The organism is Maricaulis salignorans, assembly GCF_900103475.1.
Lineage (GTDB): Bacteria > Pseudomonadota > Alphaproteobacteria > Caulobacterales > Maricaulaceae > Maricaulis > Maricaulis salignorans.
This window is the reverse complement of sequence record NZ_FNHG01000004.1, coordinates 63,044-76,859: the sequence shown is the minus strand read 5'-3', so window position 1 is coordinate 76,859 and position 13,816 is coordinate 63,044. Positions and strand designations below refer to the sequence as shown.

Here is a 13,816-nt window from a genome sequence, read left to right as displayed (position 1 = left end):
ATGGAACCGGCTGTCCGACGCTATCTCGTCCATTTCGGCGGCGCGATGCTGGGCTATACCGCCTTGCTTTTCGCTTCTGTCTCTGTGCTGAACACTTATGAACTGGCCCCGCTCTGGCGCGGCGGCCTGGCCTTGCTGCCGGTTCTGCCGGGGCTGTATGGCCTGCATGCGGTGATGGTCTTCTACCACTCGCGCGACGAGTTCAAACGCCGCATCATCTCGGAATCCATGCTCATCTCGGCCCTGCTGACGGGCTTTGCCTGCTTCGCCTATGGCTTCGTCGAGGGTGCGGTTGATCTGCCGTCCATCTCCCTGGTCTGGGTCCTGCCGGTGATGGTCGGTCTGTCCGGTCTCGTTGGCTGCATCCTGCGCTGGCGCTACGCATGAGAAATCGTCTTCGAGTCCTGCGCGCCGAGCGCCGCTGGAGCCAGGCCGAGCTGGCCGAGCGTGTCGGCGTGTCGCGTCAGGCGATCAATGCCGTCGAGACCGGCAAGCATGATCCCTCGCTCACCCTGGCCTTTGCCCTGGCGGGCGCTTTCGAGATGCGCATCGAGGATGTGTTCGATCCGGTGGGAGAGGCCGATTAGGCCTTCGCGGCGTCGAGCGTGGTGAGGATGTGGGCCACGGCACGCGCCGCATCGTCTTCCAGCCGGATATGTTCGCCCAGGGAGGGCGGCGTAAAGCCCTGGTCGATCGTGTGCCGGATCAGCGCCACCAGCGGCTCCCAGAAACCGTCGACATTGAGGAAGACGACAGGCTTGTCGTGCAGGTCGAGCTGTTGGCGCGAGATGACGTCGAACACTTCTTCCAGCGTGCCGGTGCCGCCAGGCAGGATGATGAAGGCGTCGGACTCGTCGATCAGCTGGACCTTGCGCTCCGACATGGTTTCGACGATGCGGACATCGACCCCGTCGAGATGGCCTTCGCGGGCAATCAGGAAGCCGGGGATCACGCCCAGCACGGTGCCGTGCTCGGCTGCGGCGGTGGAGGCCGCCACGCCCATCAGCCCGACATCGCCGCCGCCATAGACCAGCCGCGCGCCGGCGCGGGCGATCGCCCGTCCGACCGCCTCGGCCGCGTCCTGATAGCTTTCGCGTTCACCAAGACGTGATCCGCAAAAGACACCAATCGACCTTAGTTTCGCCATCGAAGCATCGCCCTTGTTTGATTTGCTTAATGGTGATGGTATTCGCCTTGGCCCGGCGGCGCGAGGATTGCATCAGGTGAATTCATGATCGATAGCAGCGTCGCCCCGGGCCGATTTGAAACAGGAGAGCGGACATGACCGCCACGCGGTCGTTTATCATTGCTGCGGCACTGGCTGCGCTGGCGATCGCCGCCGCGCTGGCCTTCATTCTGTACAGGCCTTCCCTGAGTGGCCCTGCACAATCGCCAACCCGCCCTGACAGCGCCGTGACCGCGGGAGCCCCTCCGGTTTCCGATGCGGAAACGGCCAGCCTGCTGGCGGCCCCCGTTTTCGATATTGTGCGCGTGGCGCCGGTCGGAACGGCGGTCATTGCCGGTCGTGGTGAGCCCGGCGCAGCGATCATCGTGCTCGCCAATGGCGATGAAATCGCCCGCGAGACGGTCAATGATCGCGGTGAATGGGTAATTATCCTCAATGAGCCCCTGCCGTCCGGAGCGATCGAGCTTGGACTGGTGATGCAGGTCAGCGATGGCCGCGAATTGCGCTCGGAACAGGTCGTGCTCGTCTCGATCCCCGAATCGCGTGGCGCGACACCGCTGGTCGTCGTCGGACGTCCCGGCGAGGCGAGCCGTGTCTGGCAATGTCCGTCCTGTGCTGATTCGGAAATGGGCAGCCTGGTGCTGGAAACCGTTGATTATGACGAGACCGGTGCTGTGATCTTTGCCGGCCGGGCCGAAGCGGGTTCGACCGTGCGCATTTTCGCCAATGGCGCCCTGGTCGGATCGGTTACCGCCGGTGCTGATGGCCGCTGGACGCTGCAGGCCGGTGCCTTGCTGGCGCCGGGCCGCTATGACCTCCAGGTCGACCAGCTTGATGCCGACGGCAATGTCACCGCCGTGATCGCCCTGCCATTTGAACGCGTCGCTGCCGAAGACCTCAATCTGGGTCCGGATTCGGTGATCGTGCAGCCGGGCAATTCGCTGTGGCGGCTGGCGCGTCAGCTCTATGGCCGCGGTGTGCAATACACGGTGATCTATGAGGCCAATCGCAGCCAGATCCGCGATCCCGATCTGATCTATCCCGGCCAGGTATTGCAGGCACCGGACGAGGGGTGATCGCACCCTTCCGCTTGCCGTGATGCTGGCCGTGTCGGGCACGGCACTGGCGCTTGAGGTCTGCGCGCCCTATCTGTGGACGCGATGAGACCCTCAAGCCCCGATCCCCACGACGATTCCATAAAATCCACCGATGGCGGGCTCGGCCCGGCCATGGCGCGCCTGTTTGGGCTGCTCGCCTCGCCGGAAATGGCGCGCTGGCGCTTCCGCATGGTTGTGGCGCTGGTGCTGACCGTGATCGCCAAACTGTTTGCCGTCTATGCTCCCGTCTTCTTTGGCGATGCGATCAATGCCATTGCCGCGCACGAGCCGCCCGCGGCCGAGCCTGGCGTGGTGATCGGCTGGATGAGCGGCGGCGCGGCGGCCGGATTCGCCTTTGCCTTTATCGCCTATGCCGTGGCCCGTTTCCTGTCGGTCGGGGCGCCGCAATTGCGCGATGCGATGTTTGCTCCGGTCAGCCAGGACGCCCAGCGTCTGACCTCGGTGCGGGCCTTCGGCCATGTCCAGGGCCTGTCGATCGGCTTTCATCAGATGAAGCGAACCGGCGCGCTCAACCGGATCATTGATCGCGGTGCCCGCGCGGTCGATTTCCTGATGCGTTTCCTGATCTTCAATATCGCACCGACCTTGCTCGAACTGGTGCTCGCGGCGGGCGTGCTGAGCCTGCGATATGGCTGGGAGTTTGCCGTCATCGCGCTGGCCACGGTCGGCATCTACATGGCGATGACCTGGTCGGTGACCGATTGGCGGGTCAAGATCCGGCGCGACATGAATAACGCCGATAATGAAGCCAATGCCCGCGCTGTCGACAGCCTGATCAATTTCGAGACCGTCAAGGCCTTCGCCGCCGAACGCCGCGAGACCGACGCCTATGATGATGTGATGCAGCGCTATGCGAAGGCCGCGGCCAGGTCACAATCCTCGCTCGCCGTGCTCAATGCCGGCCAGGCGCTGGTGATGAATGGCGGCCTGCTGGCCATGGCTCTGGTCGCTGGCTGGAAGGCCTGGAACGGAGCGTTGCAGCCCGGCGATGTCGCGGCCGTGACGCTGATGCTGATGAGTATCTATCAGCCGCTCAACATCCTGGGCTGGGCCTATCGCGAGATCAAGCAGAGCGCGGTCGATATGGAGCGCCTGTTCGATACGCTGGCGCTTAAACCGGATGTCGCCGATGCGCCGGACGCCCGGCCCTTGCAGCTCCAGGGCGGCGCGGTGCGCTTCGATACGGTCGGCTTCGCGCATGATGGTCGTGCACGCTCGATCGATGGGGTCAGCCTGGATGTGGCGCCGGGCAGCTTTGTCGGCCTGTGCGGGCCGTCCGGTGCCGGTAAATCGACCATCCTGCGGCTGCTCTTCCGCTTCTATGATCCGGCGGCGGGCCGGGTGCTGATCGACGGCCAGGATCTGACGCATGTCACCCAGGAGAGCCTGCGCGACGCGCTCGGCCTGGTGCCCCAGGATGTGGTCCTGTTCAACGACACGCTGCGCGCCAATGTCATTTATGGCCGGCCGGAGGCCAGCGAGGCCGATATTCTTGATGCGCTGGAGCGGGCACAGCTCGGCGATTTCGTCCGCGCGTTGCCCGAAGGTCTGGCGACGCGGGTCGGCGAGCGTGGTCTGAAATTGTCGGGCGGCGAGAAACAGCGGGTCGGTGTGGCACGGGCCATCCTGAAAAACCCCGCCGTGCTGGTGCTCGATGAAGCCACCTCTGCGCTCGATAGCGAGACTGAAAAGGAAGTGCAGGCAGCGCTGGCCGAGGCGGCGAGGGGGCGGACCACGATTGCCGTCGCCCACCGCCTGTCGACTATCGCCAATGCGGACCGCATCTATGTGATGGATGCCGGACGCATTGCGGAGTCCGGGACACATGCCGAGCTGCTCGACCGCGACGGGCTCTATGCGCGGATGTGGAAACGCCAGAGCGAGGCGGGTGATTCCGCGGCGGCCATCGACGCCCCCTGACTCTTTTTTCGAACCGTGTCTCCGCCGCACTTTTCCGCACGTTAGGGCTGTGCCAAGTTTGCGCTTCGTTCCATAGGAGTGGTGTTGTGCGTGTTGGTGAGTTCCTGGCCAGTTATCCGGGTGATAGCGGTCGTGTGTTTGAATGGATCGAGCTTCGCCGTCAGGGCGATGTGTGGATGGGGCAGGTCACAGGGCTGGGCGCGGGTGGAGTTACGACCCATTTGCGCAGCCGCAGTGGCAATGAAGACGGCTTCATTGCCGAACTGGGCGCGGTTGGCGCTGCCACTGCAATCCTTGACCTTCGGGTGATTGAGCGCGGCGAGGGGGAACTCGTCCTGTCCGGCCGCCGTGTCGGGCTTGGCGATGCTGCGGGGGCTCCGGCGGCCTTCATGGCGGAATATGATGCCCGCGTCGCGATCCAGACCAGTGCGATCCATGGGCATGGCGTGTTCGCGCAGCGCGATCTGGCGGCGGGCGATGTGATTACCGTTATCCGCGGCGAGATGACGAGCGTCCAGACGCCACATTCCGCGCGCATTACCGATGATGTCCACTGCGAACCCACCGGCTATCTGCGCTATATCAATCATTGCTGTGAGGCCAACAGCGTCATCGACGCTGCCGATCCGGCACGGCCCCTATTGCGTGCCCGGCAGGCGATTCGCGCCGGCTCGGAAGTGAATTTCGACTATATCGAGAATGAGGGCGAGATTGTCGGTGGCTTCGCCTGCAATTGCGGGGCGACAACGCACCATATCTGAGGCGCAGGCAATCGCGCTGGCCGCGGTGCCGGAAATCCCGTTCAATCGCGCTGGCAGTTGAGGGGAATGCAGATTGGCTGAAGACCGCAAACAGATCGGCATGATCGGGCTGGGGGCGTTTGGCCGATTCGCCGCCGGGCATCTGGCGCCGCATTTCGACTTGCTTGGCCATGATCCACAGGCCGCGGAGCTGCCCGGTCTTGTTCGGGTGCGCCTTGAGGCGGCGGCCGCATGCCCGGTTGTGGTGCTGGCCGTGCCGGTGCAGGCGCTGGAGCAGACCTGCCAGGATATCGCGCCCTTCCTGCCCGAGGGGGCGCTGGTGCTCGATGTCGCTTCGGTCAAGGTCGAGCCGATGCGGGCGATGCGCGCATGGCTGCCCGCGCACGTGCGCATTATCGGCACGCATCCGCTGTTCGGGCCACAGAGCGCGGCGAAAGGCCTGGCCGGGCAGTCCATCGTGCTGTGTCCGGATACCGGGGTTGATGCCGCGCCGGTCGCGGCGCTGTGCGAGGGACTGGGGCTGGAGGTGCATCTGTCCGACCCGGACACGCATGACCGCGCCATGGCGAATGTGCAGGCGCTCACCCATCTGGTCTCGCGCGTGATCGCTGAACTGGATATCCCGCCACCGCCCTACACCACCAAAAGCTATGATCTGCTGCGCCAGGCGACGGATCTGGTGCGCAATGACAGTGATGACCTGTTCCAGGCGATCGAGCAGCTCAACCCTTATGCCGCATCGCTGCGCAAGCGCTTCTTCGAGGCGGCGCGTGCGTTTGACGGGCGGCTCGAGGCGCGGACAGGGGAGTGAGGGGATATAGTCGCTTGCGAGAGTGGCTCCCCGGGCCGGACTCGAACCAGCGACAAAGCGGTTAACAGCCGCTTGCTCTACCAACTGAGCTACCGGGGAACATCTCTCTCGCAAGCGAGACGGCGCGTATATCAGAGCTTTTGCGGAGGTGGCAAGCGCGTTGCTGCCAGAGTTCTGCAATTGCTCTGCTATTCGCAGGCAAAAAAAATCGGGAGCCGTCTGGGCTCCCGAAAAGGCATTGGGTGGATGGTGGGGTGTCTTCACGGGAAGACAGGAGCAAAATCGCCCAAAATCCCTTAAGAACAGGTTAATTCTGGCGGCAAAATTTGGCATTTGGTTTAGTGTGATTGCTGAAATCCTAATCGATACATGGAAATATGGCCTATTGCGTTATGTGCAAATTATCCATGACGCAGCGGGTTTCCGCTCGGCCGGCCGGCTGTGATAAGGGTCTGTGACGGCAATTCCGGGGAGAATCACATGCGGGAACATCAGAATTTCGAATCATTCTGGCCCTATTATCTGCGCGAGCATGCGAGGCCGGCGACGCGGCACTGGCATTATGTCGGTTCGACCCTGGCGGTGCTGGTCTTGGTGGGCGCCGTGCTGACGCAGACCTGGTGGGCCTTGCTGGCCGTTCCTGTGGCAGGATATTTCTTCGCCTGGATCAGCCATGCCTTCGTCGAGCGTAACAAGCCGGCGACCTTCACCTATCCGCTCTGGTCTCTGATCGGGGATTTCCGGATGTATGTGATGTTCCTCACCGGGCGGCTCGATATCGAGCTTGAGAAGGCCGGGATAGCCGATGCCGCAGGTGTGGTGCGTTCAGAGCCTTGATCGGGGCCGGCATGGGCCGGGCCTGCCGATCCAGGGAAATCTGGCGGTCCAGGGAAAACAGGATGTCTGGAAGCGGGTAGAAGCTTTGGAGGCACCGCCCGGAATCGAACCGGGGTGGACGGATTTGCAATCCGCTGCGTAACCACTCCGCCACGGTGCCAGCTTCTGTTGGGAGCTATAAACGTGCCGCGCGCCGGGGGCAATCGGCGAGGGCATGGCCAGGTGAAACTTGTCAGTGCGGCTACCAAATGACGCGCACGCAGCACAGTGCTTGCCCGTCTCGCCCGCGCCGGGATATATCAGCGGCAGTACCGGTGCACCGCCGGACCCAGGCAGGGAGAAAGCCGTGAACGAACTTGATCAGGCCCGCAAACAAATGGTGGATTGCCAGATTCGTCCGGCCGACGTCACCGATCGCCGACTGATTGCGGCTTTCATGGCTGTGCCACGGCATTTGTTTACGCCGCGCGCCCGCATTGCCCTGGCCTATGCGGACTCCGAAGTCGCGACCGGTGACCGGCGCACGATGATGCGGCCACGCGATCTGGCGAAACTGATTCAAGCCGCCGCCATCGAACCTGATGAACTCGTGCTCGATATCGCCTGCGGCCGCGGCTATTCGACCGCGATTCTCTCGCACATGGCTGAAACCGTTGTCGGTCTCGATGATGATGAGGACGGTCTGGCGCGGGCGAGCGATCTCCTGACGAAGGTTGATGCCGACAATGCTGTCGTGATTGCCGGTGATCCCAAGCTTGGCGTGCCGAAGCAGGGGCCGTTCGATGTGATCTTCGTCAATGGCTCGATCAGTGAAGTGCCGGCGGCCTGGTTCGACCAGCTCGCGCCGGGCGGACGTCTGGTGGCGATCATTCGCAAGGGGCCGGTCGGCAAAGCGACCGTCTTCACCCGTTCGGCGGCGGGGATTGGCGAGCGCGTCGTGTTTGATGCGACGGCCAGGCTTTTGCCAGGCTTTGCGCTGGAACCGGGCTTCTCGCTCTAGCGCGCTGCAGCAAGTGTTGCATTCGGGCGACGGATTTCCCGGTGCAGGCCGTTAAACACGGTAATAGGGCCGGTATTACGGAAGTATCACGGTGAACACTGTTCAATTGTAATGTGGCAATGCCTATATGGCTGCGACAAGAGTGGTGCTGGCCTCTCGCGCACGACGCGTTATGATGGCAGTGCCGAGGTGATATTGGCTTGCTGCCGGTAGAGGGATTTGCAGATGACGCGTTTGAAATTGTGGGCAATGGCGGCGACCGGTTGCGTATCGCTCCTGGCGATGGGAGCGGCGGCGCAGGCGCAGAGTCTCGAAGAGAGTCTGGCGCTGGCCTATAACTCCAACCCGACCTTGCAGGCTGAGCGCGCGCGATTGCGCGCCACCGATGAGGGGCGCATCCAGGCGCGGGCCGGTTATTTGCCACAAGTTTCGGCCTCCGCGTCGATCAGCGCCCAGCAGAGCGAGTCGGTCAGTGGCGCAGGCTCTCCGCTGGCCGGGAGCTCGGAGAGCGATTCCACCCCGAAGAATTATTCGCTGACCGCCAGCCAATCGATCTATCGCGGCGGCTATAATGGCGGTGCGGTCGACCAGGCGACGGCGCTGATCTATGCCGGCCGCGAATCCCTTCGGTCGGTCGAGCAAACCGTTCTGGTCGATGCAATTACCGCCTTCATGGATGTGCGGCGCGATTCCGAAGTGGTGAATATTCGCCGTAGCAATGCCGATGTGCTGGCCCAGCACCTTCAGGCGGCCCGTGATCGTTTCGAGGTCGGCGAGATCACCCGTACGGATGTGGCCCAGGCCGAGGCGCGCCTGTCGGGTGCCCAGGCTCAATTGTCCTCCGCCCAGTCCCAGTTGGCGACCAGCCGTGCCGCCTATGAGCGCATGACCGGTCAGCCGCCGGCGACATTGCAGGATCCGCCGGCACTGCCTGAATTGCCGGACAATCTCGCTGATGCCGCCGAGACCGCCTATCGCTTCAGCCCGCAATTGCTGGCCGCCCAGTATGGCGAGCAGGCCGCCAGCCATTCGATCCGGATGGCGCGTAGCTCGCTGCGCCCGCAGGTGACGCTGTCGGCCTCCGCATCCGGTTCGCGCGATGCCTCCTATGCCGGTGACGAGCGTGATTCGACCTCGATCGTCGGTCAGGTTTCGGTGCCGCTTTTCACCGGTGGGTTGAATCGGTCACGCGTGCGTGCCGCTATCGCCCAGGAGGACCAGACCCGGCAGCAGACCTTGCTGGCGCGTCGTCAGGTCACTGAAGGCGTCACGAATACGTGGAATGCCTACATCACCTCCCAGGCGGTGATCGAGTCGAGCCGTCAGGCGGTCCGAGCCAATGAGATCGCGCTCGATGGTGTCGAGCAGGAAGCCTATGTCGGCTTGAGAACAACGCTTGATGTGCTTGATGCTGAACAGGAATTGCTGGCCTCGCGGCTGCTTTTGGTGACCGCGGAACGTGATTCCTACGTCGCGGGCTATCGCCTGCTCCAGGCCATGGGACTGCTGTCCGCCGATCGGATGGGGCTCAATGTTGAAATCTATGATGTGGCAGGCGAGCCGGAAGGTTCGGGCTTCCCTAACTTTGATTTAACACCCTGGAATTAGCCTGATTAGAGATTCTTGGGCTGGACAGGCAGGGCTGCGCCCGGTTTATTCGCCTGATACGAGAAACGACCGGTTAGGGACGTGCGCGACCATGGCAGAACAAGCCACCGACAACGAGCCATCAATGGAGGAGATCCTCTCCTCGATTCGACGGATCATCAATGAAGACGACGCCCCGGCCGAGGCCGAACCGGCTGCTGCGGCAGCGCCGGAGCCCGAACCCGAGGCGGACGGCAATGATCAGGGCGCGATCGACGATATATTCGGCGATGCGGGCGATGATGATGCCGGTGATGTGCTCGAGCTGACCGACCGCATCGATGAGCCCGAGGGCGGCACGGATCCGATTGTCGGTGATGATGATCTGATGATTGTCGACCGCGAGGATGATTTTGAAATCGTCGCCGAGGAAATCGCGCCCGAACCGGAAGCCGAGCCCGAGCCAGAGCCCGAACCGGTAATGGATTTTGATTCGGTCGAGACCGAGATCGAAGACGCGCTGATGAGCGAACCGGCAGCCTCTGCTGCGATGGGCTCGTTTCATTCGCTGGCCGATACCATCCGGATCTCGGACGAGGAAGGTCGCACGCTGGAAGGCGTGGTCCGCGCACTTTTGCGTCCGATGCTGAAGGAATGGCTCGACACCAATCTGCCCGGTATTGTCGATGAAAAGGTCCAGGCCGAGATCGACCGGGTGGCGCGCCGCCGTCGCTAACTGCACGGGGCAGAGCAGAATTCATTAAAGGGCATCGACTGAATAGTCGGTGCCCTTTATTCATGCGCCCCATGATGGAAAAGACATTCGACCCCCGCGAAGCCGAAACCCGCCTCTATCAGGCCTGGGAATCATCCGGTGCCTTCAAGCCGAAGGACGATCCGCAAGCGGATCCCTTCTGCATTGTCATTCCGCCACCCAATGTGACGGGCCGTCTGCATATCGGCCACGCGCTCAATAATACGCTGCAGGACGTGCTGATCCGCTATAAGCGCATGCTCGGTGACAGCGTGCTCTGGCAGCCGGGCACCGACCATGCCGGGATCGCGACCCAGATGGTGGTCGAGCGCCAGCTGGCTGCCGAGGGGAATATCTCGCGCCGCGATATGGGCCGCGAAGCCTTCATCAGCCGCGTCTGGGAATGGAAAGAGGAAAGCGGCGGCGAGATCATGGGGCAATTGCGCCGTCTCGGTGCCTCCTGTGACTGGAGCCGTGAACGCTTCACCCTCGATGATGGTCTGTCCGCTGCCGTGCAGAAAGTCTTCATCGAGCTGCACCAGCAAGGCCTGATGTATCGCGACAAGCGGCTGGTGAACTGGGATCCGCATTTCCAGACCGCGATTTCCGATCTCGAAGTCGAGAATCGCGAAGTCCAGGGTCATTTCTGGCATTTCGCCTATCCGCTGGCCGATGGCTCCGGCGAGCTGGTCGTTGCGACCACGCGCCCGGAAACCGTGCTCGGTGATGCCGCTGTGGCCGTGCATCCCGATGATGAGCGCTACAGCCATCTGATCGGCAAGATGATCCGTCTGCCGATCGCCAATGTCGAAATTCCCATCGTCGCCGATGAGCATGCCGACCCGGAGCAGGGCACAGGCTGTGTGAAAATCACCCCGGCTCACGACTTCAACGATTTCGAGGTCGGCAAACGCCATGACCTGCCCAAGATCAACCTGCTCGACCGCGAAGCGCGCTTCCTGACCGAGGATGACGGCACGGGCGGTCTCGACCGCATCCCGGCCGAATGGCGTGGTCTCGACCGTTTCGAGGTCCGCAAACTTCTGGTCGCCCGCATGGACGAGCTCGGCTTGCTGCGCGAAGTCGAGGACAAGCTGGTGATGCAGCCCTTCGGTGACCGCTCCAATGTCGTGATCGAGCCCTGGCTGACCGACCAATGGTATGTCGATGCCGCCACCCTGGCGAAGGACGCCATCACTGCCGTCGAGGACGGGAAAACCACTTTCCATCCCAAGTCCTGGGAAAAGACCTATTTCGAATGGATGCGCAATATCCAGCCCTGGTGCGTCTCGCGCCAGCTCTGGTGGGGGCATCGCATTCCGGCCTGGTATGGGCCGAGCCACAAAGAGTTGGAGGCTACGCCGGACAAGACTGGCAGGTCCGTTCTCAACACAATGAACCCTGAGATTTTTGTCGCGGCGACTGAACTAGAGGCGCTGGCAGCAGCGAAGGAGTTCTACGGGGCAGATGTTGATGTGACGGTTGGGGATACTGGCAATCCATCCGTCCGGTACGGACGTCGAGGCGATAAGCTTCGAGTGAACTTGCAGCAAGATCCGGACGTGCTCGACACCTGGTTCTCCTCTGCCCTGTGGCCCTTCTCGACCCTGGGCTGGCCGGAGGAGACGCCGGAAGTGGCGCGCTTCTACCCGACCTCGGTTCTGATCACCGCCTTCGACATCATCTTCTTCTGGGTCGCCCGCATGATGATGCAGGGCCTGCATTTCATGGGCGAGGTGCCGTTCAAGGATATTTATATCCACGCCCTGGTCCGCGATGAGCACGGCCAGAAAATGTCGAAATCCAAGGGCAATGTGATCGACCCGCTTGAGCTGATCGACGCCTATGGTGCCGACGCCGTGCGCTTCACCCTGGCCGCCCAGGCCGGGCAGGGCCGCGATATCCGTATGTCGGTCGACCGCGTTGAAGGCTATCGCAATTTCACCACCAAGCTGTGGAATGCGGCGCGGTTCTGCGAAATGAATGAGTGCAAGCCGGACGCTGCTTTCGATCCGAAATCGGTCAAGCAGACCGTCAATCGCTGGATCCTGTCCGAGTGTGAGCAGACGGTGAAGGCCGTCAATGCCGGGCTCGATGGTTTCCGCTTCAACGAGGCGGCGGCTGCGGCCTATCGCTTTGTGTGGAATGTATTCTGCGACTGGCATCTGGAACTCGCCAAGCCGCTCTTCATGGGCGAGGACGAGGCCGCCAAGGCCGAGACGCGGGCGACGACCGCCTTCGTACTCGACCAGGCGCTCAAACTCCTCCACCCCTTCATGCCCTTCGTCACCGAAGAGCTGTGGGCCCAGACCGGCACGCGCGACACGCAATTGATCACCGCCGCCTGGCCACAGCTGGACGGACTCACCGATCCGGAAGCCCAGGCCGAGATGGACTGGTTGATCGGTCTGGTCACGGATGTCCGCCGCCTGCGCGCCGAGATGAATATCCCGCCGGGTGCCCAGCTTGATGTCGCCGTGATTGGTGCGTCAGCCGAAACCCTGGCGCGGCTTGAGCGTCAGGACACGCTGATCAAGCGCATGGCGCGCCTGGCCAGTGTGACGCCGTCCGACAGTGCACCGCAGGCCTCGGCCCAGACCGTGGTCGGCGAGGCGACCTTCGCCCTGCTGCTCGCCGGTGTGATCGATTTCGACGCCGAGCGTGCCCGTATCGGCAAGGAAATCGCCAAGCTCGATGGCGAGATCAAGCGGCTCGAGGGCAAGCTTGGCAATGAGCGTTTCATTGCCAATGCGCCCGAAGCCCTCGTCGCCGAACAGCGCGAGAAACTGGCTGACTATGCGACGCAACGTGGCAAAATGGTTGAGGCACTGGAGCGGCTGGCCGCGATGTAACCGGGTCGCGGCGTTACCGGGGGGGACGGCATGAACGAAGCATTTCAGGGGCTCTGGCGCGAGACGCTGGAGCCATGGTTGGCGTCGCTTGAAGCCGAGCGCAAGGCCAGCGTCTCGCGCTTCATCGCCTGGACTGCGGGCATGTCGCTGATCGGCCTTGCCGCCGGCGTGTATTTCTATACCCGCGAACCGGAATTCATGTTCCCGCTGATCGGGACCTTCTTCGGCCTGGTCGCGGGAATGCTGATCGGCGGCCGGCGGATGGAACGCCTGCGCAAAACAATCAAGGCCGAGCTCAACACCAAGATCGCCGAGGTCTGCCAGCTCAACTACGCCCTCGCGCCGTCCGAGCCGGCACGCTTCGCAACCTTCCGCGCCTATGGCCTGTTGCCCTCCTATACGCGCTGCCGTTTCGAGGACCATTTTTCGGGCGAACGGCTGGGCTGTGATTTCGAGCTCTATGAAGCCCATCTCGAGGAGCGCCGCCGCTCCGGCAAATCGACCCACTGGGTCACGGTCTTCCGCGGTGTGCTGATCCGCATCAATTTCCCGCGCAAGGTCGAGGGCGTCACCGTGATCACGCGCGATGCCGGCATCTTCAACGGGCTCGCAGCGCTGGGCCGCTCCTTCGGCTCGAAAAAGCTCGAACGCGTCGCCCTGGTCGATCCAGAATTTGAGAAGGCCTTCGAGGTCTATGGCACCGATCAGGTGCTGGCGCGCTACATGCTCGACCCGGCCTTCATGGAACGCCTGGTCCGGCTGGAAAAGGCGCTCAAGGGCAAGAATGTCCGCGCCGCCTTTGACGAGCATAGCGGCGAGGGCGAGCTGCTGATCGCGGCCGAGACCGGCAATCAGTTCGAGGCCGGCTCGATGTTCAAGCCCCTCGCCGACGAGGCCCGTATCAAGACCATCATCGATGATCTCACCCGGGTGATCGACATCATCGAAAACCTGGTCAAACCGCCCGAGCTGGGCGAGGGCGGCTGAAGC

The 13,816-nt window shown here is 62.8% G+C and carries 13 protein-coding genes and 2 tRNA genes; 12 read left to right on the top strand and 3 right to left on the bottom strand.

All coding sequences use genetic code 11. From position 1 onward, the window contains the following. Both BLT42_RS05055 and BLT42_RS05050 read left to right on the top strand, forming a co-directional pair. Positions 1–387 carry a hypothetical protein gene (locus BLT42_RS05055; RefSeq protein ID WP_091767770.1) on the top strand — a complete coding sequence of 129 codons (387 nt, stop codon included), beginning with the start codon at positions 1–3 and terminating at the stop codon, positions 385–387. Further along, entirely contained in the window at positions 384–587 is a 204-nt protein-coding gene (locus tag BLT42_RS05050) for a helix-turn-helix transcriptional regulator (protein WP_091767767.1), read from the top strand. Before BLT42_RS05055 ends, BLT42_RS05050 begins: the two co-directional genes overlap by 4 nt. On the opposite strand, the gene BLT42_RS05045 is transcribed toward BLT42_RS05050, so the two are convergent. Continuing rightward, on the bottom strand, positions 584–1,147 hold the full coding sequence (locus BLT42_RS05045; protein WP_091767764.1) for an LOG family protein: 564 nt from the start codon (positions 1,145–1,147) through the stop codon (positions 584–586). The genes BLT42_RS05050 and BLT42_RS05045 overlap by 4 nt on opposite strands. 134 nt (positions 1,148–1,281) lie before the next feature. Between BLT42_RS05045 and BLT42_RS05040 the strand changes: the two genes are divergently transcribed. From BLT42_RS05040 to BLT42_RS05025, 4 genes are all read left to right on the top strand, one after another. After that, positions 1,282–2,262: a LysM peptidoglycan-binding domain-containing protein gene (locus BLT42_RS05040; RefSeq protein WP_091767760.1), complete on the top strand. Its 981-nt coding sequence runs from the start codon at positions 1,282–1,284 to the stop codon at positions 2,260–2,262. An 84-nt stretch (positions 2,263–2,346) separates the two neighbouring features. Next, positions 2,347–4,224, top strand: a complete 1,878-nt coding sequence (locus BLT42_RS05035; protein WP_091767757.1) for an ABCB family ABC transporter ATP-binding protein/permease — start codon at positions 2,347–2,349, stop codon at positions 4,222–4,224. An 86-nt stretch (positions 4,225–4,310) separates the two neighbouring features. Further along, a complete protein-coding gene (locus BLT42_RS05030; RefSeq protein ID WP_091767754.1) occupies positions 4,311–4,985 on the top strand; it encodes an SET domain-containing protein-lysine N-methyltransferase in 675 nt (224 codons plus the stop codon). Between the two features lie 73 nt (positions 4,986–5,058). After that, entirely contained in the window at positions 5,059–5,796 is a 738-nt protein-coding gene (locus BLT42_RS05025; RefSeq protein ID WP_233342328.1) for a prephenate dehydrogenase, read from the top strand. A 23-nt stretch (positions 5,797–5,819) separates the two neighbouring features. Here the strand turns inward: BLT42_RS05025 and BLT42_RS05020 are convergent. Continuing rightward, positions 5,820–5,895: transfer RNA gene (locus tag BLT42_RS05020), tRNA-Asn, on the bottom strand. A gap of 381 nt (positions 5,896–6,276) precedes the next feature. Between BLT42_RS05020 and BLT42_RS05015 the strand changes: the two genes are divergently transcribed. Next, a complete protein-coding gene (locus BLT42_RS05015) occupies positions 6,277–6,633 on the top strand; it encodes an Mpo1-like protein (RefSeq protein WP_091767749.1) in 357 nt (118 codons plus the stop codon). An 86-nt stretch (positions 6,634–6,719) separates the two neighbouring features. Here BLT42_RS05015 and BLT42_RS05010 read toward each other — a convergent pair. Next, positions 6,720–6,793 (bottom strand) — tRNA-Cys (locus tag BLT42_RS05010). Between the two features lie 186 nt (positions 6,794–6,979). Between BLT42_RS05010 and BLT42_RS05005 the strand changes: the two genes are divergently transcribed. From BLT42_RS05005 to BLT42_RS04985, 5 genes are all read left to right on the top strand, one after another. Further along, positions 6,980–7,633, top strand: a complete 654-nt coding sequence (locus tag BLT42_RS05005) for a protein-L-isoaspartate O-methyltransferase family protein (RefSeq protein WP_091768155.1) — start codon at positions 6,980–6,982, stop codon at positions 7,631–7,633. A 225-nt stretch (positions 7,634–7,858) separates the two neighbouring features. Beyond that, complete coding sequence (locus tag BLT42_RS05000; RefSeq protein ID WP_091767746.1) at positions 7,859–9,241, top strand: TolC family outer membrane protein; 1,383 nt, start codon at positions 7,859–7,861, stop codon at positions 9,239–9,241. A gap of 91 nt (positions 9,242–9,332) precedes the next feature. Next, positions 9,333–9,956, top strand: coding sequence for a DUF2497 domain-containing protein (locus BLT42_RS04995; protein WP_091767743.1), 624 nt, complete (start codon positions 9,333–9,335; stop codon positions 9,954–9,956). A gap of 71 nt (positions 9,957–10,027) precedes the next feature. Further along, a complete protein-coding gene (locus BLT42_RS04990; protein WP_091768152.1) occupies positions 10,028–12,826 on the top strand; it encodes a valine--tRNA ligase in 2,799 nt (932 codons plus the stop codon). Positions 12,827–12,856: 30 nt separating this feature from the next. Further along, complete coding sequence (locus BLT42_RS04985) at positions 12,857–13,813, top strand: DUF3137 domain-containing protein (protein ID WP_091767739.1); 957 nt, start codon at positions 12,857–12,859, stop codon at positions 13,811–13,813. Positions 13,814–13,816 lie beyond the last annotated feature (3 nt).